Annotated in this window: 26 protein-coding genes, 2 tRNA genes and 1 riboswitch; of the genes, 10 read left to right on the top strand and 18 right to left on the bottom strand. The window is 41.3% G+C overall.

Annotation, left to right across the window (positions count from 1 at the left end; translation table 11 throughout):
* Nucleotides 1-28 precede the first annotated feature (28 nt).
* The 4 genes from HMPREF0023_RS13080 to HMPREF0023_RS13065 all read right to left on the bottom strand — a co-directional run bounded on the left by HMPREF0023_RS13080 (nucleotide 29) and on the right by HMPREF0023_RS13065 (nucleotide 2,789).
* Complete coding sequence (locus HMPREF0023_RS13080) at nucleotides 29-727, bottom strand: helix-turn-helix transcriptional regulator (RefSeq protein WP_004637775.1); 699 nt, start codon at nucleotides 725-727, stop codon at nucleotides 29-31.
* 75 nt (nucleotides 728-802) lie between these two features.
* Nucleotides 803-1,477, bottom strand: a complete 675-nt coding sequence (locus tag HMPREF0023_RS13075) for an HAD-IA family hydrolase (protein WP_026056289.1) — start codon at nucleotides 1,475-1,477, stop codon at nucleotides 803-805.
* A gap of 20 nt (nucleotides 1,478-1,497) precedes the next feature.
* The gene (locus HMPREF0023_RS13070; RefSeq protein WP_004637773.1) at nucleotides 1,498-2,430 is read right to left on the bottom strand and encodes an RluA family pseudouridine synthase; all 933 of its coding nucleotides are present in this window, start codon (nucleotides 2,428-2,430) and stop codon (nucleotides 1,498-1,500) included.
* A gap of 62 nt (nucleotides 2,431-2,492) precedes the next feature.
* Complete coding sequence (locus HMPREF0023_RS13065) at nucleotides 2,493-2,789, bottom strand: hypothetical protein (RefSeq protein WP_026056290.1); 297 nt, start codon at nucleotides 2,787-2,789, stop codon at nucleotides 2,493-2,495.
* 426 nt (nucleotides 2,790-3,215) lie between these two features.
* Between HMPREF0023_RS13065 and HMPREF0023_RS13060 the strand changes: the two genes are divergently transcribed.
* The 4 genes from HMPREF0023_RS13060 to HMPREF0023_RS13045 all read left to right on the top strand — a co-directional run bounded on the left by HMPREF0023_RS13060 (nucleotide 3,216) and on the right by HMPREF0023_RS13045 (nucleotide 9,059).
* Nucleotides 3,216-6,587: an Rne/Rng family ribonuclease gene (locus HMPREF0023_RS13060; RefSeq protein WP_026056291.1), complete on the top strand. Its 3,372-nt coding sequence runs from the start codon at nucleotides 3,216-3,218 to the stop codon at nucleotides 6,585-6,587.
* A 189-nt stretch (nucleotides 6,588-6,776) separates the two neighbouring features.
* The gene (locus tag HMPREF0023_RS13055) at nucleotides 6,777-8,618 is read left to right on the top strand and encodes a long-chain-acyl-CoA synthetase (protein ID WP_004637769.1); all 1,842 of its coding nucleotides are present in this window, start codon (nucleotides 6,777-6,779) and stop codon (nucleotides 8,616-8,618) included.
* A 173-nt stretch (nucleotides 8,619-8,791) separates the two neighbouring features.
* Nucleotides 8,792-8,867, top strand: a tRNA-Lys gene (locus tag HMPREF0023_RS13050).
* A gap of 116 nt (nucleotides 8,868-8,983) precedes the next feature.
* A tRNA-Lys gene (locus HMPREF0023_RS13045) sits at nucleotides 8,984-9,059 on the top strand.
* A gap of 115 nt (nucleotides 9,060-9,174) precedes the next feature.
* Here HMPREF0023_RS13045 and hemW read toward each other — a convergent pair.
* The gene (hemW, locus tag HMPREF0023_RS13040; protein ID WP_004637768.1) at nucleotides 9,175-10,329 is read right to left on the bottom strand and encodes a radical SAM family heme chaperone HemW; all 1,155 of its coding nucleotides are present in this window, start codon (nucleotides 10,327-10,329) and stop codon (nucleotides 9,175-9,177) included.
* 140 nt (nucleotides 10,330-10,469) lie between these two features.
* Here hemW and HMPREF0023_RS13035 point away from each other — a divergent pair, with 140 nt between their 5' ends.
* From HMPREF0023_RS13035 to HMPREF0023_RS13020, 4 genes are all read left to right on the top strand, one after another.
* Complete coding sequence (locus tag HMPREF0023_RS13035) at nucleotides 10,470-10,931, top strand: DMT family transporter (protein ID WP_004637767.1); 462 nt, start codon at nucleotides 10,470-10,472, stop codon at nucleotides 10,929-10,931.
* 19 nt (nucleotides 10,932-10,950) lie between these two features.
* A complete protein-coding gene (locus HMPREF0023_RS13030) occupies nucleotides 10,951-12,300 on the top strand; it encodes an MATE family efflux transporter (protein WP_004637766.1) in 1,350 nt (449 codons plus the stop codon).
* Nucleotides 12,301-12,436: 136 nt separating this feature from the next.
* Nucleotides 12,437-13,732, top strand: a complete 1,296-nt coding sequence (locus HMPREF0023_RS13025; protein ID WP_004637765.1) for an ABC1 kinase family protein — start codon at nucleotides 12,437-12,439, stop codon at nucleotides 13,730-13,732.
* A 91-nt stretch (nucleotides 13,733-13,823) separates the two neighbouring features.
* Nucleotides 13,824-14,078, top strand: a complete 255-nt coding sequence (locus tag HMPREF0023_RS13020) for a type B 50S ribosomal protein L31 (protein WP_005083719.1) — start codon at nucleotides 13,824-13,826, stop codon at nucleotides 14,076-14,078.
* 105 nt (nucleotides 14,079-14,183) lie between these two features.
* On the opposite strand, the gene HMPREF0023_RS13015 is transcribed toward HMPREF0023_RS13020, so the two are convergent.
* Nucleotides 14,184-14,513, bottom strand: coding sequence for a DUF190 domain-containing protein (locus HMPREF0023_RS13015; protein ID WP_004637763.1), 330 nt, complete (start codon nucleotides 14,511-14,513; stop codon nucleotides 14,184-14,186).
* A gap of 18 nt (nucleotides 14,514-14,531) precedes the next feature.
* Nucleotides 14,532-14,912 carry a fluoride efflux transporter CrcB gene (crcB, locus tag HMPREF0023_RS13010; protein WP_005088098.1) on the bottom strand — a complete coding sequence of 127 codons (381 nt, stop codon included), beginning with the start codon at nucleotides 14,910-14,912 and terminating at the stop codon, nucleotides 14,532-14,534.
* 132 nt (nucleotides 14,913-15,044) lie between these two features.
* Nucleotides 15,045-15,111, bottom strand: a riboswitch (Fluoride riboswitch).
* 118 nt (nucleotides 15,112-15,229) lie between these two features.
* On the opposite strand from crcB, the gene HMPREF0023_RS13005 reads away from it, so the two are divergent.
* A complete protein-coding gene (locus HMPREF0023_RS13005; RefSeq protein ID WP_005088096.1) occupies nucleotides 15,230-15,562 on the top strand; it encodes a HopJ type III effector protein in 333 nt (110 codons plus the stop codon).
* Between the two features lie 42 nt (nucleotides 15,563-15,604).
* Here the strand turns inward: HMPREF0023_RS13005 and HMPREF0023_RS13000 are convergent, their stop codons facing one another.
* The 5 genes from HMPREF0023_RS13000 to HMPREF0023_RS12980 form a co-directional block, all read right to left on the bottom strand.
* The gene (locus tag HMPREF0023_RS13000) at nucleotides 15,605-16,213 is read right to left on the bottom strand and encodes a flavin reductase family protein (RefSeq protein ID WP_005088095.1); all 609 of its coding nucleotides are present in this window, start codon (nucleotides 16,211-16,213) and stop codon (nucleotides 15,605-15,607) included.
* A 14-nt stretch (nucleotides 16,214-16,227) separates the two neighbouring features.
* Nucleotides 16,228-16,641, bottom strand: a complete 414-nt coding sequence (locus HMPREF0023_RS12995; RefSeq protein WP_008942302.1) for a GFA family protein — start codon at nucleotides 16,639-16,641, stop codon at nucleotides 16,228-16,230.
* 128 nt (nucleotides 16,642-16,769) lie between these two features.
* Entirely contained in the window at nucleotides 16,770-18,032 is a 1,263-nt protein-coding gene (dctA, locus tag HMPREF0023_RS12990) for a C4-dicarboxylate transporter DctA (protein ID WP_005088091.1), read from the bottom strand.
* Between the two features lie 134 nt (nucleotides 18,033-18,166).
* Nucleotides 18,167-19,357, bottom strand: a complete 1,191-nt coding sequence (locus tag HMPREF0023_RS12985) for a TIGR03862 family flavoprotein (protein WP_008942301.1) — start codon at nucleotides 19,355-19,357, stop codon at nucleotides 18,167-18,169.
* Nucleotides 19,347-19,997 carry an SAM-dependent methyltransferase gene (locus tag HMPREF0023_RS12980; protein WP_171057899.1) on the bottom strand — a complete coding sequence of 217 codons (651 nt, stop codon included), beginning with the start codon at nucleotides 19,995-19,997 and terminating at the stop codon, nucleotides 19,347-19,349. Before HMPREF0023_RS12980 ends, HMPREF0023_RS12985 begins: the two co-directional genes overlap by 11 nt.
* 85 nt (nucleotides 19,998-20,082) lie before the next feature.
* Between HMPREF0023_RS12980 and HMPREF0023_RS12975 the strand changes: the two genes are divergently transcribed.
* A complete protein-coding gene (locus tag HMPREF0023_RS12975; RefSeq protein ID WP_004637751.1) occupies nucleotides 20,083-20,274 on the top strand; it encodes a DNA gyrase inhibitor YacG in 192 nt (63 codons plus the stop codon).
* A gap of 14 nt (nucleotides 20,275-20,288) precedes the next feature.
* Here HMPREF0023_RS12975 and HMPREF0023_RS12970 read toward each other — a convergent pair whose 3' ends face one another.
* The 6 genes from HMPREF0023_RS12970 to pqqA all read right to left on the bottom strand — a co-directional run bounded on the left by HMPREF0023_RS12970 (nucleotide 20,289) and on the right by pqqA (nucleotide 24,615).
* A complete protein-coding gene (locus HMPREF0023_RS12970; protein ID WP_026056292.1) occupies nucleotides 20,289-21,338 on the bottom strand; it encodes a dipeptidase in 1,050 nt (349 codons plus the stop codon).
* A gap of 16 nt (nucleotides 21,339-21,354) precedes the next feature.
* Nucleotides 21,355-22,509: a pyrroloquinoline quinone biosynthesis protein PqqE gene (gene pqqE, locus HMPREF0023_RS12965; protein ID WP_004637749.1), complete on the bottom strand. Its 1,155-nt coding sequence runs from the start codon at nucleotides 22,507-22,509 to the stop codon at nucleotides 21,355-21,357.
* On the bottom strand, nucleotides 22,506-22,790 hold the full coding sequence (pqqD, locus tag HMPREF0023_RS12960; protein ID WP_004637748.1) for a pyrroloquinoline quinone biosynthesis peptide chaperone PqqD: 285 nt from the start codon (nucleotides 22,788-22,790) through the stop codon (nucleotides 22,506-22,508). Before pqqD ends, pqqE begins: the two co-directional genes overlap by 4 nt.
* Nucleotides 22,787-23,545 carry a pyrroloquinoline-quinone synthase PqqC gene (gene pqqC / locus HMPREF0023_RS12955; RefSeq protein WP_004637747.1) on the bottom strand — a complete coding sequence of 253 codons (759 nt, stop codon included), beginning with the start codon at nucleotides 23,543-23,545 and terminating at the stop codon, nucleotides 22,787-22,789. Before pqqC ends, pqqD begins: the two co-directional genes overlap by 4 nt.
* An 8-nt stretch (nucleotides 23,546-23,553) precedes the next feature.
* Nucleotides 23,554-24,465 (bottom strand): pyrroloquinoline quinone biosynthesis protein PqqB, encoded by a 912-nt coding sequence (gene pqqB / locus HMPREF0023_RS12950; RefSeq protein WP_004637746.1) that lies wholly within the window; start codon nucleotides 24,463-24,465, stop codon nucleotides 23,554-23,556.
* A 75-nt stretch (nucleotides 24,466-24,540) separates the two neighbouring features.
* Entirely contained in the window at nucleotides 24,541-24,615 is a 75-nt protein-coding gene (pqqA, locus tag HMPREF0023_RS16355; protein WP_075316535.1) for a pyrroloquinoline quinone precursor peptide PqqA, read from the bottom strand.
* Between the last annotated feature and the right edge of the window lie 344 nt (nucleotides 24,616-24,959).

The following is a 24,959-nucleotide window of genomic DNA, read 5'->3' as shown; positions in this document are numbered from 1 at the left end:
TCTTATTTAAATTTAATACTTGTGATTGTCAGTTTTTGTCAGTAGTCGAATGGCAAACTTCTTGTATCCACCATTGTTGAAAAAGTTGTTGTTTAAAATGAGGATATAATTCTTGGCTTAAACTCAATTGCTGTATGCGATCTATTCTGAAATGTCGAAATCCATTACGCAGTTCACACCATGCTGCTAAAACGATACGATCATTAAAATATCCTAATGCAAATGGCCACAATACTCTTGAACTGACTCGTTGCTGCTCATCGACATAATCAACCATGATTTTGACTTGTTGACGAATCGCGATTCGAACCTGCTCGACCAACTGCTCATCTACAGGCAACCATGTTTGAATTGATCTTAGCGTGGTTTGTTGTAATAGATGCTGACAATGCGCGGGTAGTACCGCATTCAGTTTTGCCAATACAGAAGTTGATGCTGATTTTAGGGCTTGATCAGGAATCTCACTTAACCAGTTTAATGCCAAGAAAATAGCTTCAATTTCGGTTTCATTTAATGTCATCGGTGGAAGTAAGAAGTTTTCTTTAAGTTGAAAACCTAGACCCGCAGCAGCATCAATATTTACCCCTTGCTCTCGCAAACTCTCAATATCACGATAAACACTACGCTGACTGATCCGTAAACGTTCCGCCAGTACCTTTGCTGTTACTGGATATCGATATTCTCTTAATAATTGCAAAAGATTGAGCAAACGAATTGAGCGACTCATGGCTTCCCTATTGCTTTGTTATTATTTTTTGATGGGAGAGCATACTCCCCCACCTTGCTGTAATGCTTAAACCACTTAACTCTCTGAGAGTGCCGTCGATTGTATCATCCCTTGCAAATAACCATGCAATTGTTGCACATTATCCGCAATCGTAAGCGGTTGATAACGTTGTAACGTTTCAACACTATGCACGCCATAACTGACGCCGATTCTTGGCATATTCAGATTTTGTGCCATCTCAAGATCATAACTGGTATCTCCCACCATAATGGCGCGATCCACAGCCACATCCATCTCTGAAATGATTTCTTTTAACATCAATGGATCTGGTTTCGATCTTGTTTCGCTCGCCGCACGGGTAATATCAAAAATGTCATGGCTATTGGTTTGTCCAAGCACTCGATCCAAGCCTTTACGGCTTTTGCCCGTCGCAACAGCAAGTTTCAAACCTTGTTGCTTTAAATCAGTGAGTAGTTCAGCAACGCCATTAAACCAGACATCACCCTTCGAGTTTGCCACATAATGATCCGCATAACATTGCAAAATATCCTGCTGTAAATGGGGTACCTGTGGAAATAAGATTTGCATAACCTCAGGCAAGCCCAAACCAATAATACTTTTCGCAGCATCACTGCTCAGCGGCTGTTCAAATTGTTGTGCAGCATGCTGCAAACTTGCCACAATTTGCCCAACAGAATCAAACAAGGTTCCATCCCAATCAAAAATCACCAATTCCACATTTTGACGCATGATGATGTTCTCAATTTGATTCATGATTGCTTTCTCAACTCATCAATTAACTGCTGCATATCTTCAGGCATAGGTGCTTCAATGGTTGGATAATTTGGAATCTCTAAACGCATGGCATGTAAACACAAACGTCTCGCCTCAGGCCCTGAATACGCTGTATTGTGACCATATTTATCATCACCAATCAGTGGATGACCAATACTTAAACCATGTACACGAATTTGATGGGTACGACCTGACAAAGGCGAAGCATGCACCAGAGTTGCTGTTTTAAAACGTTCAGCCACCTTCCATTCTGTTTTACTTGGCTTACCTTCTTTGGTGACACGCACACGGCGTTCACCATTGGCCAGTTCATAACGCAATAAAGGCGCGTCAATCAACTGCTTATCCAAGCTGACCTGTCCTTTGACAATCGCAGCATAGGTTTTTTGAATTTTATGCTCACGCAGTAGGTCTTGTAGCAATTTTAAGGTACTACGCTTTTTACTGATCATCACCAAGCCAGAAGTATCTCGGTCAATACGATGAATCAGTTCTAAATATTTTTTTCCTGTCGCCGCACGCAAAGCCTCAATCAAGCCATATGCGACACCACTACCGCCATGTACTGCAATGCCGGAAGGCTTATTAACTACCAATAAACCTTCATCTTCATAGACGACACGGCTCAATAAGCTTTGAGCAACGCTATCACTCACAGGCGCAGCCGTTTCATCTTTTTGCTCATAACGAATCGGTGCAACACGAATCTGGTCACCAATCTGCAACCGTGTTTCTGCTTTTATTCTTTTTTTATTGACACGTACTTGTCCTTCACGAATCAAACGATAGATTCGACTTTTTGGGACACCTTTTAATCGGGTAAATAAAAAGTTGTCTATTCGCTGCCCGTCTTGATGCTCATCCACGTCAAACCAAGTGACACTTTGCCATTGTTGTGTAGAATTCATACGCTCGATTTATCCAAGATTTGCTAAATATGATTAAAAAATGATCATTTAGCTAAGTTATTTCACAAGAAACCTAAACTTAGCCCATAGGCAGATGCCACAAGGTTTGATATATTCAGCGCACGGATACCACCGTAAGTGAGCATCAAATCAAAAATTTTATTTAGATAAAATTTTAAATCGATGAGATATTCACCAACAGCTCGGATAGGTCCTAAAGAATTATGCCGACGCCGAAGGCTTATTATATCGGCAAAATGACAAACTGTTGCGTTTAATTGTGCATCTGCACATACAGTTTGTTCAGAAAAAATATGTCGCCAACTCTTGTTGGTTATTAAACGTAAACTGATCCACATCAGACAATTTGCTCCCTGATGTCGCATTCAGGCTAAAGCGTTGATGCATTGGAACTGCTAAGCAGAGATACGATGATCATTCCGTATCAAGACTTCCAGATGGATCGACTTCAATGCTTAATGACAGTGAAAGTCACCATCCAATGCACCGCTCACCCGCCAGTGAAGCGTACAGGAAACTTTGATTATGTCGGATCTAGTGATATTTCACAGATGTAAGACATGAATGAAATGTCAATAGATCGAAGATTAAAGCAGTATTGCTGACATCGAAACAACCGTATCAAAGCCCAAGCTGGATTTACAGTCAGTGGTTTCAGAGCATCCGAAATATAGTTGCTTCTGAGTCTTGATCGCGCCAATTTGATGTTTGCTCAAAAATATTGGGCCAGTTGTTTGTGTGCATCACTATTAGGTGTCACACCCATGAAACGTATGTTGATTAATGCAACCCACGCAGAAGAAGTCCGCGTTGCACTTATCACTGGTAATCGTCTTTACGATTTCGATTTAGAAAATCGTACTCGTGAACAAAAAAAATCAAATATCTATAAAGGCCATGTCACTCGCGTTGAGCCATCTTTAGAGGCGGTTTTTGTTGAGTACGGCGCACAGCGTCAAGGCTTTTTGTCTATGCGAGAAATCGCAAACTCATATTTCAAAGCGGATCCTCGCCAAACTTCTAATATTCGTGAACTCATTACTGAAGGCACTGAATTATTAGTTCAAGTTGAAAAAGAAGAGCGCGGCAACAAAGGTGCTGCGCTTTCGACATTTATTTCACTTGCTGGTCGTTATTTAGTTCTTATGCCAAACAATCCGAAAGGTGGCGGTATTAGTCGTCAAATTTCGGGTTCAGTCCGTGAAGAGCTTAAAGAAATTTTAGCGACACTAAACATCCCTCGTGGCATGAGCGTCATCGTTCGTACTGCAGGTATCGGGCGTACGCAAGAAGAGTTACAACTCGACCTACAACACTTACTTGACCTTTGGGCACAAATCCAAAGCTCTGCAAGCACGGGTCCTTCACCAATGCTCGTTCATCAAGAAGCTGGTGTTGTTACGCGCGCGATTCGTGACTATTTACGCGATGATGTGGGTGAAATTTTAATTGATAGCGAACAAGCTTATAACGAAGCGTATAACTTTGTTAAAGCAGTAATGCCACGTCAACTCGACAAATTAAAAACCTATACTTTAAATGAACCGTTATTCGCTCATTTTGGTATTGAAAGCCAAATCCAAACCGCTTATGAACGTGAAGTAAAACTTCCGTCTGGTGGTTCTATCGTGATTGACCAAACTGAAGCATTGGTTTCAATCGATATCAACTCAGCAAAATCAACACGTGGTCATGATGTTGAAGAAACCGCTTTAAATACCAACTTAGAAGCAGCTGAAGAAATTGCACGTCAACTTCGTTTACGTGATATTGGTGGCTTGGTTGTGATCGATTTCATCGACATGACCAAAGACCGTAATCAACGCATGGTTGAAGCGAAACTTCGTGAAGCAACACAAAGCGATCGTGCACGTATCCAGTTTGGTCAACTGTCACGTTTTGGCCTCATGGAAATGAGTCGTCAACGCTTACGCCCTTCCTTAGAAGAGGCAACTGGTTATGTATGCCCTCGTTGCCATGGTACAGGTATGGTACGTGACTTACGTTCACTTTCACTATCGATCATGCGTAAGGTCGAGGAAATTGCATTACGTGAGCGCCAAGGTGAAGTTCAAGTTGAAGTTCCTGTAGAAATCGCAGCCTTCTTATTGAATGAAAAACGTCATAGCCTTGTTTATCTTGAACAAACTTCAAATGTACGTGTCACTGTATTGCCTCATCCGCATTTAGAAACACCACATTACCAAATCCAATACAATCCAGCAGGCTTTGCACCTTCAAGCTATGAACGTACCGAAGCAACACGTTCAAGTGAAAAAGAACTGGGCTATGAGTCATCTGAATGGCATTTAGAAGATGCAGAACACGTTCATGCTGCTCCAGCACAAGCTCAAACTGCCGCTCCACAGAAAAAAACTGCTCAGCCACAGGCTGCTCAACCGAAGCAAGCACAAGTGCCTGCACAGAAGTCAGCAAGTCCTTGTGCTTGGTTAGAAAATCTATTTGTTCAAAAACAAGCACAGACGATTGATCAATCTCGTTCTGCACAAAATGCGGCAGCAGCGATTGAGCAATTGGTCAATGGTGGTGCTGTCAGCCGCGGTCAATTTGGTCAAGTCAACACCCCTGTTGTCACTGAAACACCAGCACCTGCGTCAACAACGAACAATGCCTATATTTCACAAAACCCTGTGAAACATGAAGCGCGCGAAAGCTTTGAAAAAGACGAAAAAACACATCGTCCAAATCAAAACCAGAAGAAGCGCAAGCATAAAGAGCAACGTGAACAACATGCACATGCCCATGAACAACAAAATCAAGTGCATGAAGAAGTTGTACAACTATCGCGCCAAGAACAACGCCATGAGCAACGTGAGCTAAAACGTCAACAAAAACGTCAGCAAACACAAGAGCCTCAAAACCAGCAACAGCATCACGATGCTGCACAAGGCAATGAGTCTGCTCCTGTTCCACGTCGTGAGCGTAATCAACAGCGTCCAAATCGCCCAAATCGCCACCGCGATCAAAGCGTTTTAAATGAAGCACCAGTTGTCACTGAAACTGCGGTTAACCCTCAACAGGTCAAAGTAGATGTGATCGATGCTCCTCGCACTGAACCGATGAACACTGCATTGGTCGTTAATATCGATCAAGGACAAAGTGAAATTATTGCACTGAATCCGCAACAAAAAACGACACCAGCAACTAAAGTTGAAGCTGTACCTGCTGTTGTGGAAAAAGCTGAGGTGACTCCAACTGCCGAAGCCGAGCCAGTAGTTATTGAACAAGAAGCTGAGACTGAAGCAACTCAAACTCCAGCGAAACGTGCCAGCAATGATCCACGTTCACGCCGTCGCCAACGTGGTGGTCAAGCTGTTGCTAAAGAAGCTTCCGTTAAAATAGCGCCGTCACAAATCCCAACATTGGGACAATACACGCTTGGCAGCTTAATCCGTCATGTATACGGTGAAGATTGCAAAATCTTGATTGAGCAGTTTGGTTTAATCACCACTTTCAATCGTGCTTTGCAAAAGTTCACTGAACAATATGCAAGCACACTTGTTGTGGAAAATACAGTTGTTGAAGAAAAGCGTCCTGTAACACGAGATGCAGAACTTCCAACTCAAAAGGCAATGGAAGAAGCAGAACCTGCGCCAGTGTTAGACCTAACACCGCCTAAAGCATCCGCTGCTCGTGTCGCAAACGATCCTCGTGAGCGTCGCCGTTTAGCAAAACTTGCTGCAGAACAAGCAAAAGAAGCACATCTTGCTTCAAATGCCACACCTGCTGTTGTAGAGAACACTGAAGTCGCTGCTGAAGAGGTGAAAGAAACCGCACCTCTTGAAGAACCTTCAGTAGAGGCAACACCAGTACCAGAGCAACAACCTTTGGAACTTGCAGCTACAGCAGTAGAAGCCGCTGAAACAGAAACAGTTACAGCCGTTGTTGAAGAAACGCAACCAGAACCTCAACAACCAGCGCCTAAGCCTGCGAAAGAGGTTGTAGAAAAAGCAACCAAAGCAGAAAAAGTGACTGAAAAAGCTGAAGCTGTAGAAAAAACGGAAGCAACTGAAGCTGAGGAAGACGAAGCTGCTAAAATTGAAAAAGAAAAATCAAGTCGCCCGCGCCGCCCGCGTGGACGTCCGCCGAAGAAAAGTACGCCTGGCAATGAATAATTTGCTAAATTGCGCACAATAAACAAAAGCCTAGTCATTTCGATGACTGGGCTTTTTTGTTATTTTGTCAAAATTAGGTTGATTGCTCTAGGAACTTACCATTAAAAACAGCATCAACAACAGTGATGTAAATGGTTGTGTTCCAATAGATAACCATTTTGGATTGATCAAAAAATAAATAGGATTGATATGAGCCAAACTACACAAACCGATATTATTACCCTAAGTGATGTCGCGACTCGACTCCCGAACTTCATCACCAAAGTACCTCATATCCTCAATGGACTTAAGCAGGCGTATATACGCACTCCGACTTCACCAGCAGGTTTAGGCATCGCTTTTGAAAAAGCTGTAAAACGTAATCCTCAAGGCACAGCACTATTATTTGAAGAGCAAAGCTATAGCTATCAGGCACTCAATGAATGGGCCAACCAAATTGCGCACTACTACCTTTCAATCGGCGCAAAAAAAGGTGATGTAATTGCGGTAATGGTTGAGAATCGTCCTGAGCTTATTGCAACGATTGTTGCTTTGGCAAAAATAGGGGTAACCATTGCACTCGTTAATACTTCACAAATTGGTAAAGTACTCGCGCATAGTATTAATCTAGTCAATCCAATTGCAGTGATTGCTGGTGAAGAAGTTCGCGCTGTAATTGATGAAATTCGTCAAGACTTAACCGTCGCGCCAGACCGTTTTCATTGGTTTGCTGATCAAGAGACACGCAAGAATGCGGGGACTGCGCCTCAGGACTACGTCAATCTAGCCGAACAAATTGATCAATTTCCAAAATTCAATCCATCGACCACACGTACAGTAACAGGCAAAGATGGTTTATTTTACATTTATACCTCAGGTACAACAGGTCTACCAAAGGCTGTGATCTTTACACATAGCCGCTGGACACTGGCTTACGGTACCTATGGCCATATCCTCAATCTAGGTAAAGATGATGTCATGTATGTGACTTTACCGCTTTACCACGCCACAGGTGTAGTCGTGTGTTGGTGTGGTGTGATTGCAGGTAGCGCAACACTGGCGGTACGCCGTAAATACTCAACCAGCGCATTCTGGAAAGACGTACAAAAGTTCAATGCATCAGCAATCGGCTATGTTGGTGAATTGTGTCGCTACCTCATGGATGCACCTGTTACTGAGCTTGATCGCGCACATCGTGTCACTAAAATGATTGGTAACGGTATGCGTCCAAATATTTGGGGCAAGTTTAAAGAACGCTTTGGTGTGCAAGAAGTCCTTGAACTTTATGCATCAAGTGAAGGTAACGTTGGTTTTAGTAATATCTTTAACTTTGACAACACCGTTGGCTTTTCTCCAACACCTTATGCAATCGTTGAATATGACAAAGAGAAAAATGAACTGGTACGTGATAGCAAAGGCTATTGCAAGAAAGTAAAAACAGGTGAAGTTGGCTTACTGGTAGGGAAGATTACCAGCCGCTCCCCTTTTGATGGCTACACTGATCCTGAAAAAAACAAATCTGTTATATTGAAAGATGTCTTCACAAAAGGCGACTCATACTTCAACACAGGTGATTTAGTTCGTGATATCGGTTTCCGTCATGCACAGTTTGTGGATCGCTTAGGTGATACTTTCCGTTGGAAAGGTGAGAATGTTTCAACCACCGAAGTTGAAAACATGGTCTGCGAATATGAAAAAATCGCAGAAGCAGTTGTTTATGGTGTAGAAATTCCAAATACCAATGGTCGCGCAGGTATGGCAGCGATCACCTTAGTTGATGGACAGGAACTCACTGAAACCGATCTTAGCGAAATGGTCAATGTATTTAAAAAATGCCTACCATCTTATGCAATTCCAGTGTTCTTACGTGTACAAGAGAAAGTTGAAACTACAGGTACATTTAAATACCAGAAAAATAAGCTGAAAGAAGATTCATTTGATCCAAGCAAAACTTCTGAACGTTTACTGGTTTTATTACCTGGTGCATCAAGCTATTGTGATGTAAACACTGAGATATTTGATAATATTCAAAGTTATCAATACCGTTTCTAGTTTATTTTTTAACTAAACAAGAGGAAATCGTGCTTTTTATAAACAATCATGCACATGTTTTTAAATTTCCTCTTGTGTTAGCTGAATAAGTTGCTAGAATACGCAACATCAAAACGAAGACGCACTTAGAACTGATTAGTTTTTCTTGCGTAGCATGTTTAAACACTTGCTTAGGGTCGTTAGCTCAGTTGGTAGAGCAGCGGACTTTTAATCCGTTGGTCCCGCGTTCGAGTCGCGGACGACCCACCACTTTAAGTTTTGATACTCCTGAAAAGGATTGATAACCGAAAGTTATCAAGATTTGTAAGACTACGCGCTTCGCTTGTCTTGCAAGAATTTTAGAGTGTTACTCTAAAATTATTTCAGGGTCGTTAGCTCAGTTGGTAGAGCAGCGGACTTTTAATCCGTTGGTCCCGCGTTCGAGTCGCGGACGACCCACCAGATTCTAAAAAACCTCATCATTTATGATGAGGTTTTTTATTTTGTATGGAATATCTTTCCAAAAGATGACAAGAGCTATGTCATAACTTCGGGATTCCCTTCCCGAGATTATAATTTATAAAAACGCTTCTAATACCGTATTTAAGAAGATATGACCCTGTTCGGTACAAGCAATACGATCTGCAGCAGCCACCAAAAGTTTCTTCTCGCGCAATGTGTTCAAAATAGGCGTTAACTCCGCCAAACTTAAACCAGTACGTTGTTCATATAAAGTCGCTTCAACACCATCATTGAGACGTAGAGCATTCATCATAAATTCAAATGCTAACTCATCTGCTTCAATACGTTTCATTTGCACATGTTCAGCAGGAACTTTAGCTAAATAATCTTTCGGCAAGCGGGTTTTTTGAAACCGATAGACGCCTTCAGGATGTGTCACCTTTCCATGTGCGCCCGCTCCAATCGCGAGGTAATCGCCAAATTGCCAATAATTCAAATTATGTGCTGATGGCTTTTCCTTTCGCCATGCGGAAACTTCATAATTTACATAGCCATTGGCTTTTAAGTATGCCTCACCCTCCGCTTGGATGTGTTCTAAGACTTCATCTTGCGGCAATACAGGCTGAGTTCTAAAAAATACCGTATTCGGCTCAATGGTCAATTGATACCAACTAATATGCGTCGCACCATGCTCTACAGCTAATTGGAGGTCAGCTAAAGCCTGTTGTTCGGTTTGCTGGGGTAAACCGTGCATCAGATCAACATTCACGCGCTCAAAACCTGCTTGACGTGCTTGATGAATCGCATCCAGTGCATTGCTGGCGGTATGAATACGTCCCAAACGCTGCAAATGCTCTGTATCGAAACTTTGCACACCAAGCGATAATCGATTAATACCAACCGCAAGATAATCTGCAAATGGATCATGCTCAACCGTACCGGGATTGGCTTCGAGGGTAATTTCACAATCAGCTTCAAAACCCAACCGTGCTTTCAGTTGTTCAAATAACCACTGATAACCTTGAGCCGAAATCAGCGATGGCGTTCCCCCACCTATAAACACGCTATGAATTGATCGCCCTTGTGCCATTTCAATTTGCGTCTCAAAATCAGCCACTAAGGCTGCAAGATATTGCTGTTCCAAATCCATAGACAAATGCCCATCAGGAACAGCATGTGAATTAAAATCACAGTAAGGACATTTACGCACACACCAAGGCATGTGAATGTATAAGGATAAAGGAATATTTGCTGGATTTAACGGACTCAAAATAGCGGCTCAATAAAAGAACCCCTCTATTTTATCATGACTCCCTTTAAGTCGGTTGCATGTTGCAACAATGCTATTGCTTATCATCATGCTTGGATTCAGTTAGACTGTAAAAATAAAGAACAATTAGACCAAATCATATGATGAAAATTTCAAGCCAATTGCTTCTGATGCTTCCTCTAGCGCTCGGCGTTGGCGTGGCAATGGCATTTCAAACTGCAATTAACGCTCAACTCAGAGAGCATCTTCATTCCCCCTTACAAGCAGCCTTTTTATCTTTTTTAGTTGGTACAATTATCTTGGCGTTATTGGTTTACTTTCAAAGCACAGCCAAACCTAGTTTAGGTGAACTTTCACAAATTCCATGGTTTCTATGGATTGGCGGCTTTCTTGGGGTTTATGCCATCAGTATGAGTATCTATACTGCGCCTAAACTCGGATTTCTGACTTTTTCAGGTCTTGTAATTTTTGGTCAGCTCACCATCTCAATTTTATTAGATCATTTTGGTTGGTTAGGCACAGAAAAAATCCCCGTGAATTGGCAACGCCTACTCGGCAGTATTGTCATTTTTATTGGTGTTTTACTCACACTACAGCGTTAATTTTTGAAGAGTATATTTAGTGGCTCACGTTACCAACACACGGTTTGAACTCAAACAACTGTCTCATTTAATGCTCCCTATTTTGATCACCCAATTTGCTCAAGCTGGTTTTGGCTTGATAGATACCATTATGGCGGGGCATCTATCCGCAGGTGATCTTGCGGCAATTGCCGTTGGGGTTGGATTGTGGATGCCCATTATGCTGCTCTTTGCAGGCATTATGATTGCAACGACACCTCTCGTTGCCGAAGCACGAGGTGCCAAGACACCCGAGAAGATTCCCACCATTGCACGCCAATCATTGTGGGTTGCTGCCATTCTCGGTGTAATCGCTATGCTCATTTTGCAAGTAATGCCACTATTATTGCCATTGTTTGGCGTACCTGAAAGCTTATTGCCCAAGGCAAGCTTATTCTTGCATGCAATTGGTTTTGGGATGCCTGCAGTGATGATGTATGCCGCATTACGCAGTTACTCAGAGGCATTGGGGCATCCTCGTCCAGTCACCGTCATTAGTTTAGCCGCGCTTGTGATACTGATCCCACTGAACCTAATTTTCATGTATGGTTTTGGGCCGATTCCTGCTTTAGGGAGTGCAGGCTGTGGTTTCGCAACAGCAATTCTACAATGGTTGATGTTTATCACCTTGGCCATTTATATTTCTAAAGCCAAAGCCTATCAAAAAACTCCGATCTTCACGACATGGGAAAAACTTGACCCAATGTGGGCAAAGCGCATCTTGATGCTAGGTCTGCCGATTGGTTTGGCGATTTTCTTTGAGGTGAGTATCTTCAGCACAGGTGCATTGGTATTAAGTCCATTAGGGGAAAATGCGATTGCTGCACATCAAATTGCAATCTCTGTAACCTCTGTCTTATTTATGATTCCGTTATCTCTCGCGATTGCACTTACGATTCGTGTTGGAATGTACTATGGAGAGAAAAACTGGCATGCCATGCGTCAAGTTCAGAAAATCGGACTAATGAGTGCGACTTTCTTTGCAATCTGTACCATGCTGTTGATTGCAGTTGCACGTCCATATATCGTTGCGATCTATACAACAGACCCTCATGTTATTCCTGTAGCGATGTATTTACTCTGGTTTGCGATGGCTTATCAGCTCATGGATGCTTGGCAAGTCGGTGCAGCAGGTTGTCTACGTGGCATGCAAGACACCCAAGCACCGATGTGGATTACCCTCATGGCTTATTGGGTCATTGCTTTTCCGATTGGCTTATATTTAGCACGTTATACCATTTGGGGCGTCGCAGGCGTTTGGCTCGGTTTGATTATTGGTTTAAGCATTGCCTGTGTACTCTTAATTGGGCGCTTATACTTAAATAATAAACGTTTAGCAGAGATCACATAAATTACGTTTCATGATGATCATGAAGGCAGCAAGGCTTAATACTTACAGGACTTAACATTTTGTTATAGGCAATTTAAGCTTTGTCGCCTATGATCAAAGTATCACGATAACAGCGGATCACCCGAGGTCAAGCAAAATGGCAAAACATGCAAGCTCACCCAGTAAACGTTTTTTAAAACTGGCTGGCATGACCGCAAGCATTGCCAGTAAAAGTGTCGCCAACTCCATTCGCAACTTCACTGCTGACGAAGAGCAAAAAAATGCAGCACGTAGCCAACTGTTCCAAGACATTGGCTTGCAAATCGCTGACACACTAGGAGAAATGAAAGGCGCAGTCATGAAAGTTGGGCAAATCGCCTCACAATACAAAGACATTTTCCCGCCTGAAGTTGCAAAAGCGATTGCCAAGTTACAACGCCAAGCACCCGCTATGCCTTTCTCAGCCATTCAACAACAAGTTGAAAAAGAACTCGGCAAGCCTTTAAATCAAATTTTTAGCTCATTTGAAGCAGAACCTTTTGCAGCAGCCTCAATTGGACAGGTTCACCGTGCAGTACTTCCAAATGGTCAAGCTGTGGTAGTCAAAGTTCAGTACCCTGGAGTGGATGATGCATGTGAGAGTGATCTTAAACAAGTCCGTCTTGCTTTACGCCTGATGGGCGTGCTCAAAATTGATAAAAAACTACAAGACCAATTATTCCAAGAAATCCAAGACAGTTTATCAGCAGAATTAAACTATGAAATCGAGGCACTGAATCTCGAAGTTTTTAAAACCTTCCATGAAAAATTGGATGACCAAATCATTATCCCAACAGTATATAAAGAATACTCTTCACGGCGCGTATTGACCTTAAGTCTTGAACAAGGTGAATCGATTGAAACGGCAAGTACGTGGTCAGTTGATATTCGCAATCAGATCGGTCGTCGCTTGATTCGTGCTTTAGGGCAGGAAATGTTCTTCCTGAAACGTTTCCACTGCGATCCGCATCCTGGAAATTTTGCCTTCCGTAACGACGGAAGTGTCATCATCTACGATTATGGTAGCGTCAAAACCCTTTCACCTGAAATTATTCAACACTTTAAAGCACTGGTGAATGCTGCTCGCCAAGAAGACATTGATCAAGTTGAAGATTTATTGGTCGAACTCCATTCAATTGCAGAAAAACAGAAATTCCCAAGTGAGTTGTATCTGCAATGGATCGAAATTCTGCTTCGTCCTTTAAGTACGCACTATGACTTTGAAGAAAACTCCTCACATCATGATGGGATGCGTCTGGTTAAAAAATCATTGAAATATTGGGATGTCTTTAAACCATCGCCAGATACCTTAATGGTCAACCGTACCATTTCTGGTCACTACTGGAATCTTATTCATCTCAAGGTACATGACAATCTAAATGATCTATTTGAAGAGTTAGTACCCATGCCGTGAAAAGGCTTTGACAACTCAACACACAGTGTACTCTGATTGACGGAATTGAAGTTATGTTATAACATTTCAATCATTCATAGGAGTATTCAATATGCGTAAAGATATCCACCCTGTTTATCAAAAAGTACTTTTTCATGATACCAATGCAGATGCGTATTTCTTGATTGGTAGCACCATTCAAACCAAACAGACCAAAGAATATCAAGGTCAAGTTTACCCTTATGTGACGCTTGATATTTCAAGTGCTTCACATCCGTTTTATACAGGTGAGCAACGTCAGGCGAGTAATGAAGGCCGTGTTGCAAGCTTTAACAAACGTTTTGGTCGTTTTAGTCGTAAGGCTTAATCTTATTTTAAGGTTGAGCAGTTAAAGTAAAAAAATTCGAAGTCTAAGGCTCTAATCTCCTCCTCTTAGGCTTCTTTTTTTATGTCTGAAACTTATTATTATTGTTTAATCCGAAGCAGAAGCAGTGCCAATAAAGCCAAATTCAATAGGGCTTTTGACATAGAATAATGAAATATCTTGAGTCTTGAGATAGTCAAGTAAGGCTGTGGCCTGTTGTTCAGTGACTGCAAACTGGATCTGTACGGGCTGATCCGCTAACTCAAAGAAACCCGCTGAATGAAATTGCCCTCGATGATCCAACCCTTGACTGGCATTCATCACTGTCGCACCACGTAGATCCATTTGCTTTGCAATCGCTAGCAACCAGTCAACGATTGATTGTCCATCATACTGACGACTTTGCGCAGTATAAAAGCTAATTAAAAATCCATTCATCGATCTAACCCTCCCAGACTAAGCAGCATTCAACCATTGATGTAGACTCATACCCAAAATCGTAAACAACAATGATCCCAATACATGGATCAAAATAGTCAGTGCTGCGTATTCCAATTTACCACTTTGCAACAGAGCAATAATCTCAGCGGAAAAGGTTGAGAAGGTGGTGAGTGCCCCACAAAATCCAGTAATCACAAATAGCTTATAATTTGGACTTAAAGCACTTTGCGAAAAATATGAAATCGCAAAACCAATCATAAAACCACCAACCAAATTAACACTTACGGTCCCGAGTGGAATATGCGGAAAAATTGGATTGAGTTTTAAGCCAATAAACCAACGTAACCATGCGCCGAGCACAGAACCTAATGCAATTGAAATCAAGGAATAATACATAATTACTCCAAAACCAAATGTGGAGTACAACAAAGATAAGACATGGTGTGATCAATTTTTTTATCGATAGTATGCATCTGCGAGCCCTCTAAATAAAGAACAGAGCACGCACGATCCTACGCCCCTGTTTAGAGTAACGTAGGCATCATTAGCCACAATGGCGGTTTGTTACAGGAGGAATGCCATCTCCTTTGCCCTAAAATAACATAATTTTTAAACAACTCAATGAATCTTTTAATCTGTGTATAAAGGCAAAGTTATCCACAGATACATCATGTTATGATTGTCCGCTGACGAAATAACAAGGGAAAGTCCTCATGGCACAAAGCTTACTCGCACAATTAAAAGATGGCTCAGCAAAATTTTCAGATGTGTTGGCATTTATTGAAGCACGCTATCAACACACCCCAACTGCTTTTCAAAATGGCGCACAATTTAATGCTGCAACGGAAAATCAAGGCAGTGCCAAAGTTTTTTCTTTTGCTAAAATTGAAGGCTTAAATGCTGAAGATACCTTAAGTTTATTTGCTGAGCATTACGCTTCTGTGCTTGCAACACCAGAAGGAACGGACCACCAAAACATTCGTCAATTTATGCAAAATGGTTGGGATGGTGTGAAATTTGAAGGTGAGGCACTAGTCGCAAAATAATAAAATAGGAGGTATTTTACCTCCTATTGTTTCTATCTGATTTTATGGTCGCTTGAGGGCTTGTAATTCCGTGGTGAAGCTATAAAACTCTCCCCCCATTCTTCCCACACTATCCAATTGCTGTTGATCAATCATGCCTGTATCGGCTTGCCACAATCGATCATCGACATAAATAGATTTCACATCTAACAAGACAACCGTTCCACCAGATGGCAAGGAGCTGAGTTGAATCACCTCTCGCAAATGACATTCATACCGAATCATAGAACCTTTAACCGATAAAGGTTTTACGCCATGACTTGGACAAGATTCAATTTCAGCAAAATCAAATTCACTTTGTTCGGATGGCAGTGCCGCGCATGACAAGTTCATTTTCTCAAGTAACTGAGTATTTACGATATGCACCACACATTCTTTGGTTTCAATTAAATTCCGCAAAGTATCTTTGTCCTGCCCTGTTCTCGGATTTACTTGTGAGTACCAAAGGATCGGTGGGTTGCAGCTTGCCACATTGAAAAAGGAATAAGGTGCCAGATTCGCTACACCATCCACAGATAAGGTACTAATCCAAGCAATCGGACGAGGCGTAACCCCGCCATTTAACAAACGATAGATTTCATTTGCTTGTAAATTTGCTGTTTCAAAAATCATAATTAAAGACTACTTTAAGGACGCTCAGCGTATTGTGGTAAATCATCAGTGATGCTGTCCCATTCCGCTTTAGACGTCGTAAAAATGTGCAGACTTGGTTTCTGTTGTAATGGTGTATCTAAGGTGCCGATCCTCAACCGATAATGCTCAGGTGTATCGGTTTTTATACTCATAATTGGGGAGCCACATTCCATACAAAAACAACGTTGTGTCGTGTCAGTAGACTGAAATTTTTTTAGTAAATGTTCGCCCTTCGTAATTTTAAAATCAGCTATTTTAATCGGTGCATTCGTGGCAAAAGCGCTTCCATTTGCTTTACGGCAGCGTTGACAATGACATTGAATGATCTCGCCTATTTCGCCATGAATCTCATAATGAATTCCATCACATAAATAACTACCATGATATACAGGTGAAGTCTGAGACATTGTTAATTCCTTTCATGAATTTTCACATAAAAATATAGGCTAGATCTGTACAACACGCAAATTGTGAATCGCATTTGGATCGCGCTTTTCAATTTACGAAAGCAATCCTCCAACAGAAGAATCATGACCTAAATCCGCTGATCCAATACGGCACGTGCGCGTTCATGATCAATATCTTTTTCCCAATGTGCGATCGCAACTGTTGCCACGCAGTTTCCGATTAGATTGGTACAGGCACGTACAATTCCAATAAACCAATCGACAGACAATAGTAAAACCAGCCCAATCATTGGCAGGCTTGGGATAACTGATAATGTCGCCGCCAAGATCACCAATGCAGAGCCTGGAATACCATGAGCACCTTTTGAGGTGATTAATGACACCAATAAAATTGCGAGAAGATCATGCATCGATAAATCAATATTGCAGGCCTGAGCAATAAAAATAACGCCGAGTGTTAAGTAAATAGAAAAACCATCTAAATTAAACGAGTAGCCTGTAGGAATGACTAAGCCAACGGTGGAATCTTTGATACCTAAATTTTTAAGCTTTTTCATAATTTGAGGTAACACAGAATCAGAAGATGCTGTACCCAACACAATGGACAGTTCTGCTTTAAAATAATTTAAGAATTTAAAAATGTTTAGGCCAGAGATTTGAAGAATCCCACCTAAAATAATCAACACAAATAAGATACAAGTCACATAAAACAGCAAAACTAAGTAACCCAATTGAATCAATGAGTCCAAGCCAAATTTTGCGGTGGTATAGGCAACAGACCCCAAGACGCCAATCGGTGCTAGCCGTATGATTAATCCCATCATTTTAAAGAACACTTCAGAAAATGCTTCGAGCGCCTGACAAACCAAATCCCCCATATGTTTTGGGATCAGCAATAAAGCAATGCCAAATAGGATTGCAATCAGTAAAACTTGTAAAATGTCCCCACTAGCAAATGCATCTACAAAAGTTTTTGGAATAATATGTAGAAGAAAATCTGAGCCTGAATCCATTGTGTTGGCACGTTCCGTATAGACATTTAAATCCTTTCCGTCTAGTTTCGTGATATCAATATTCATGCCCACACCAGGCTTGAATACATAGGCAACAATTATTCCCAAGATCAGCGCAACACTAGTCACTATCTCAAAGTATAAAATTGTTTTTGCCCCCACCTTTCCCATTTTCTTGATGTCATTGGCACCATACAGCCCAAGTACCACCACGCAGAAAACAATCGGTGCGATCAACATCTTGATCAGTGAAATAAAACCATCACCCAATGGTTTCAATGCTAAAGAAAAATCATGAAAGCTAATCCCGATAATAATACCAAGGACTAATGCAAGAACGACCTGAAGAAATAAACTGGATTTGAGTTTTTGCCACATTGTAAATTCATCAATAAATAGATAAATCTCAACAGTGCAAAAAACTCGCCAACAAATAAAAATAAAGGATATTTAGAACATGAAAAATAAATAAAAAATAAGCAATACTTTAGAAAACATCATCTTAAATAAAACTAAGCCAATAGATGATGTATCCCTTCACCCACGGCACGTCCTGTTGCAAAACAAGCGGTCAATAAATACCCCCCAGTTGGTGCATCCCAGTCCAACATTTCACCACAACAGAACACATAAGGATTTGACTGTAATTGTAACCGTGGTGACAATGCCGCTTGCTGAATTCCGCCAGCACAACTAATGGCTTCCTCAATTGGACGAAACCCACTGAGAGGAATTATAAGTCCTTTGATGTGCTCTGCCATTTGATGCGCATCTGACCATAAATTTTTCTCAACCACTTCGCGAATTAAATTAATTTTCACATGATCCAAACCTGCTTTTCGCCAAAGATTGGTAAGTGACTGCTTCTTATTGCCTTGTAACTTTTTAGTTAATTGATCAAGGCTGATATCAGGTAATAAGTCTAAATGAAGCTGCAAGTTTTGATCTTGAGCAAGCTGCGATCTCAGATCACGCCCTAATTTATAAATCACGCCACTTTCAAAACCATAGTGAGTAATCACAATATCGCCATGTGTCTTACGTTCAGGTATAACCCAAGCATCAACACGTTTAAGCGCTTGCCCCAAACAATCCTGCATAAATGGCGACCATGTTTTCAATACACCAACATTACTTGCTTGGAAGGGGGTAATCTCATCTTTCGACAGCCATTGCTGCCACGCTCCATCACTCCCCAATTGCGTCCACGACACAGCACCACAAGCTAGTACAATCGCATCATAAGTTGCAGTAAAGCGTTGGCTTTGGTTTTCGATGGTCAGTTGATTCTGAGATAAACCCACACAGCGATGCCTGTAATAAAATTTAACCCCATCTACAGCTAATCGTTTTAACCATGCGCGAAGTAACGGCGCTGCTTTCATCTCTATTGGAAATACCCGCCCAGAACTACCGATATAAGATTCAATTCCCAAACCTTTCATCCAGTCTTGAATCCACTTTGCATCCCATTGCGTTATCCAAGGGCTTAGCCATTCAGCACGGTCATAACGTTGGATGAATGCCTTTATAGGCTCAGCATGAGAAATATTAAGTCCTGTTTTACCCGCCATTAAAAATTTTCGAGCAGCTGAAGGTTTTTGTTCAAACACATCAACTTCATAACCATATTGACTAAGAACTTCCGCAGCCATTAAACCTGCAGGCCCAGCTCCAATAATGGCAATACGCTTAGACTTCATGTTGCTCTTGCTCATTTTGCCCTTGTAAGGGTGCAAAATCATCAAATCGGGTTGAGTAGGCAACAGGTTTTGTGATGACTAACTGTTGGCAAGGTTCCCCACGTTCCAAATATTTAATTTCAAAATGTGTTCTTGCAGAATCCGCTGCAATTTTTTGTTTCTCATAGGGTAATTTCCATACATGAATTAACTGCTGTTCCGCCTCATCAATATATGAAGGAATATTACTCGCTAAGGTAATCGTACCATTCGGTCGAAGACGCGAAAGTAAAAACTCAAAAAAAGGCATATTCAACCAACGCTGTGCGGGGTTATGCGGCTCTGGATTTGGATAAAGAATGAAAAACTGTTCTACTTGAGCAGGGAATAATGCGTGTACGATCCAAGGCAAAGCATCCGCATGAATCGGATATAGGTGTTCACGTACTTCGAGCTGATGCTGTTTTTGCATCGCTAAAAATTTTTCTTTGGTTCGTTCAATTGCATACAGTGTTGTTTGTGGATTCAGCCCTGTAAACAACAATGCATGTTTACCTTTTCCAGCACCGATTTCAACGCAAATCGGCGTATTGGGAATCACAACAAAATCTCGAGGTGCCTGCATTCGGTGGGCTTGAAATTGACGAATCGACATATTCACATCAAACTATCTCTAAATCGGCATAAGTCTAACAACTCACCTTACTTTTGCCTAATCTATTTGTTTTATGTTTTAGGAATTTTCTATGCCTCGTACATTCCCCTGCCCACGTTGTGGCGAAAACAGCACTTGGGAAGGCAATGAATTTCGCCCTTTTTGCTCAGAACGCTGCAAATTAATTGATCTAGGTGCTTGGGCCAGTGATGAATATAAACTGCCAACCCAAGATGCACCTCAAGCGGATTTAAAACGTGGTGAAGATGATTATGAGGACTAAATGTCCTCATTTGATTACATCCAAATTCGATTCAACACATTCAACCAGTTATGCCAACAAATTTTGGTAATCAATTCTGTTGAATAACGACGTTCCTGCATTCGCTCGATAAGTCCGTGTAGACCAGTAACATCTTCAATTTCAGTGCTAATCAGTGCGCCATCGAAGTCAGAGCCGAAACCGACATGATCCTCCCCCATTCGATCTATTAAATATTCGAGATGCTCTAAAAGTACATCAATGGGCGTGTTCGCATCCCGCTGTCCATCTTTACGCAAAAATGCGACGTCAAAATTTACACCGACGATGCCTTTAGAATCTCGAATTGCACTGAGCTGAGCGTCTGTTAAGTTTCTCGCTTGTGGACATAAAGCATGGACATTCGAATGGGTCGCGACGATTGGTTGTTGGAGAATGTCAACTGTATCCCCAAAAGCACGTTCGTTCATGTGAGAAACATCAACCACCATTTTTTTATCAGCACAGCGTTTTATAAATGCTTTGCCCTCGTGAGTAAGACCTGCTCCTGTATCCGGTGAATGAGGGAACTTGGCATTTAAACCATGTCCAAAACGACTAGGTCTATTCCAAAGTGGACCAATACTACGAAGCCCAGCCTCATAAAATACATCGAGTAAATCTGGATTGAGCTGAAGTGCTTCGGCACCTTCCATGTGTAATACAATTGCTAACTTTTGTTGTGTTAAGCAGTGCTGAATATCCTGAACCGTTGTGCAAATTTGGATATTGTTAGAATACTGAGCAAGTTGTTTTGCTAAATCGAGTTGTTCCAGACAAATGTGTTCAATTTGCTGTTGTGTAAAGTCTGAGGCAGTTTGGTCAAATAGTTTGTTGGGATGCTGCTGCTGAACATAGCTGTATGGAGGTAAGAAAATCGCAAACATGCCGCCAACAAAACCTGCTTGTTGGCAACGTGTTAAATCAAGATGTCCTGCTAAACGATCGTGGATAAAAGCTTGGGCAGGATTGCTATGATCGCTTAACCACAAACGCGTGAGTACATCGTTATGGCCATCAAAAACAGGAAACGTGCCATGGTTCATATTTGCGTTCTCACCGCTATTCATCTGCAATATTTTGAACAGGAATGTTTTGTTGAACCGTAAATTGCTTTGAATTTTTAGTATTACGGAACACCAATTTCTCTAGCGTTGAATCAAGTTCACTCTCGGCACGTGCCTGTTCAATCACTTGATGATACGGCGATTTGCCACAGACAGGGTCTGCATTGCTTGCATCGCCGGTTAACATATAGGCTTGGCAACGACAGCCACCAAAATCACGATCTTTATCAGGGCAACTACGACAACCTTCTGGCATCCATGCATCGCCACGGAAGTGGTTAAAACCGGTCGATTCATACCAAATTTTAGAGAGGCTCTGCTCACGAACATTCGGGAAAGAAATCGGTAATTGTCTTGCTGCATGACAAGGCAGCGCCAGACCATCTGGAGCGACCGTAAAGAAGATTTTTCCCCAGCCATTCATACAGGCCTTTGGTCTTTCCTCGTAATAATCAGGCACCACAAAAATAAGTTTACAAGGATGATTTTGTGCTTTTAACTTTTCCCGATATTCATTGGTAATACGTTCAGCACGGATCAATTGCTCTTGTGTCGGTAATAAACCTTGGCGGTTTAAAAAAGCCCATCCATAAAACTGACAAATTGCTAACTCGACTGTATCTGCATTAAGTTCAAGGCAAAGTTCGATAATTTTATCAATCTGGTCAATATTATGCCGATGAATCACAAAATTAAGGACCATTGGATAATCATATTTCTTCACCAGTTGGCACATTTCATACTTTTGTTCAAAAGCATGCTTTGAACCTGCCAAAGCATCATTGACGACTGGATCACTCGCTTGAAAGCTAATTTGAATATGATCTAGACCAACGTGTTTTAAATGAGAAATACGCTGCTGGGTAAGTCCCATGCCAGAGGTAATCAAGTTAGTGTAGAACCCAAGTTGGTGTGCATGTGCAACCAGTTGTTCCAAATCCTGACGCACCAAAGGCTCACCGCCAGAGAACCCTAGTTGGACAGCCCCCATTTGACGTGCCTGATCAAGAACCTCAAACCACTCTTGCGTGGTCAGTTCATTTTTGTGTTGTGCGTAGTCTAAAGGATTTGAGCAATATGGACATTGTAGCGGACACCGATACGTTAACTCCGCTAATAGCCATAGAGGCAAACCAACACCATGGGTCATCTAAAATCAATCCAATGTTGTTGCTGGGCAACTAACATGTAATCAATGACATCATTGTCAATTTCAGCTATATCGCCAAATTGCTGTTTGAGCTGGGTAATAATGTCGGAAACATTATTTTTTCCATCAATATACTGTCCAATGGCCCCTGCACTTTCATTCAAAGTAATCATGCCTTCAGGATATAAAATCACAAAACCATTTTGAGTAGGTTCAAATTGAAAGCGATAACCTTGTCGCCATGTCGGCACAAGATTTACATCAAATTGTTCTTTATTCATTTGAATAGTCCTTTGTGCCATACACGTTCTTGGGTCACGCTGTGATATGGTGCTTGATTGTGTACATATGCCAGTGTTAACGCATCTAAAATGCTCCATAAAATATCCAGTTTAAACTGTAATATTTCCAGCATTCTTTGTTGTTGTTCATGTGTGGTAAATGAATCAAGGGTAATTGTTAAACCATGTTCAACATCTCGGCGTGCCTGACTTAAACGAGAACGAAAATATTCATAGCCCTTGTCATCAATCCAAGGATAATGTTGTGGCCACGATTCAAGACGGGACTGATGAATTTGAGGTGCAAATAGTTCGGTTAAAGAGCTACTCGCTGCCTCACGCCATGAGGCACGGCGTGCAAAATTGACATAAGCATCTACCGCAAAGCGAACACCCGGCAAAACTAATTCTTCAGAGATAACCTGTTCACGGCTAAGCCCAACTGCTTCTGCCAATCGTAACCATGCTTCTCGGCCACCGCCATCAGGATACTCACCATCCTGATCAATCATGCGCTGAATCCATTCCTGACGCACACGCTGATCAGGACAATTTGCCATGATCGCAGCATCTTTTAACGGAATATTGATCTGATAATAGTAGCGGTTGGCAACCCAAGCCTGAATTTGTTGTTGAGTAGCTTTCCCTTCATACATCATTACATGAAATGGATGATAGATATGATAGTACTGACCCTTATCAATAATAGCCTGCTTGAATTGCTCAGTTGTTAAAGCTTCAGGTGTTTGAGTCATGTTTCACCTTAGAGTTCAATCTGCATGCCATCATAGGCAACCTCTACACCATTTGCTTTTAATTCAGCAAATTGAGCAGAGTCTTCATTTAAAATCGGATTGGTGTTGTTAATATGAATCAGTACTTTCTTCGGTGTACTGAGTTGGTTCAAATAAGACAGCGAACCACCTTCACCACTAATATATAAATGCCCCATTTCACGACCAGTTTTTTTACCTACACCGGTTTGCTGCATTTCATCATCCGTCCAAAGTGTGCCATCAATCATGACACAGTCAGAATTTTGCATAATCTGCATAACTTGATCATCAATCTTTCCAAGCCCTGGTGCATAGAACAACTGTTTCTGTGTTTTATGATCTTTGATGATTAAGGCAATGTTGTCACCTTCATGCGGATCGTGGCGATGGGGTGAATATGGCGGTGCAGCACTTTGAATAATAAAAGGGATAAATTCCAAACAACCAAAGCCATCAATTTTAAACGCTTTTTTAGGATCAATAGGATGATACTGAAGACCACCATTCCAGTGTTTCAGCATATTGAATACTGGAAAACCTGTGGTGAGATCTTGATAAACCATGTCAGTACACCACACATCCATTGGGCAACCTTCACGTAGAGTCAAGAGCCCTGTGGTATGGTCAAGTTGGCTATCCATTAAGATAACACTGCGAATCCCTGTATCTCTTAACTGTCGAGCAGGTTGTGCAGCCTTGAAATCAAACAATTGCTGGCGAATATCTGGGGAAGCATTGAGTAAAACCCAATCCATTCCATTTTCAGAAATCGCAATCGAAGATTGTGTGCGAGCTTTGGCATTCATCGTGCCTGTACGTACACCATGACAGTTAGGACAATTACAATTCCACTGAGGAAATCCGCCCCCAGCAGCTGAACCTAAAATATAAATATGCATAAAAATGAAGTTCTTATTAGAAAGAGATAAGCCCTAGAAATAACTAGGGCTTATGACAAATGAAAATGTGAATAATTAACGTGCTTCAAAGTACATTGTCACTTCAAAACCAATCCGAACATCAGTAAAAGCGGGTTTCGTCCATTGCATAAAATCGTCTCCAATCAGTATTTATCGTCTGAGATTAAACACCTGATTCAACTTAAATAAAGCATTCAAAAATTCATTCTAAATAAAAAACTCAGCTTTGTAGACCGTATCTACTGAAGATATTGTTCGATAATTGTGATTTTTGTCTAAATTTTAGTATTTAACAAAGCATACTTTTAGCATTGATCAACAAAACTCAATCGCAACTCAAATTTAATAAAAATTTACATATTTTAAATGTGTGACTTACATCACAGTAATTTACTTTTCCATGATGTTGTGCAAATCTTATTCAAACAATTTTATCTGTCACTAAGCTTTCAGATAATGCATAACAACCAAAG

It is taken from the genome of Acinetobacter sp. ATCC 27244, from assembly GCF_000156555.1.
Taxonomy (GTDB): domain Bacteria; phylum Pseudomonadota; class Gammaproteobacteria; order Pseudomonadales; family Moraxellaceae; genus Acinetobacter; species Acinetobacter haemolyticus.
The sequence above is the reverse complement of the archived record's forward strand: the minus strand, read 5'-3'. Positions and strand labels throughout refer to the sequence as shown.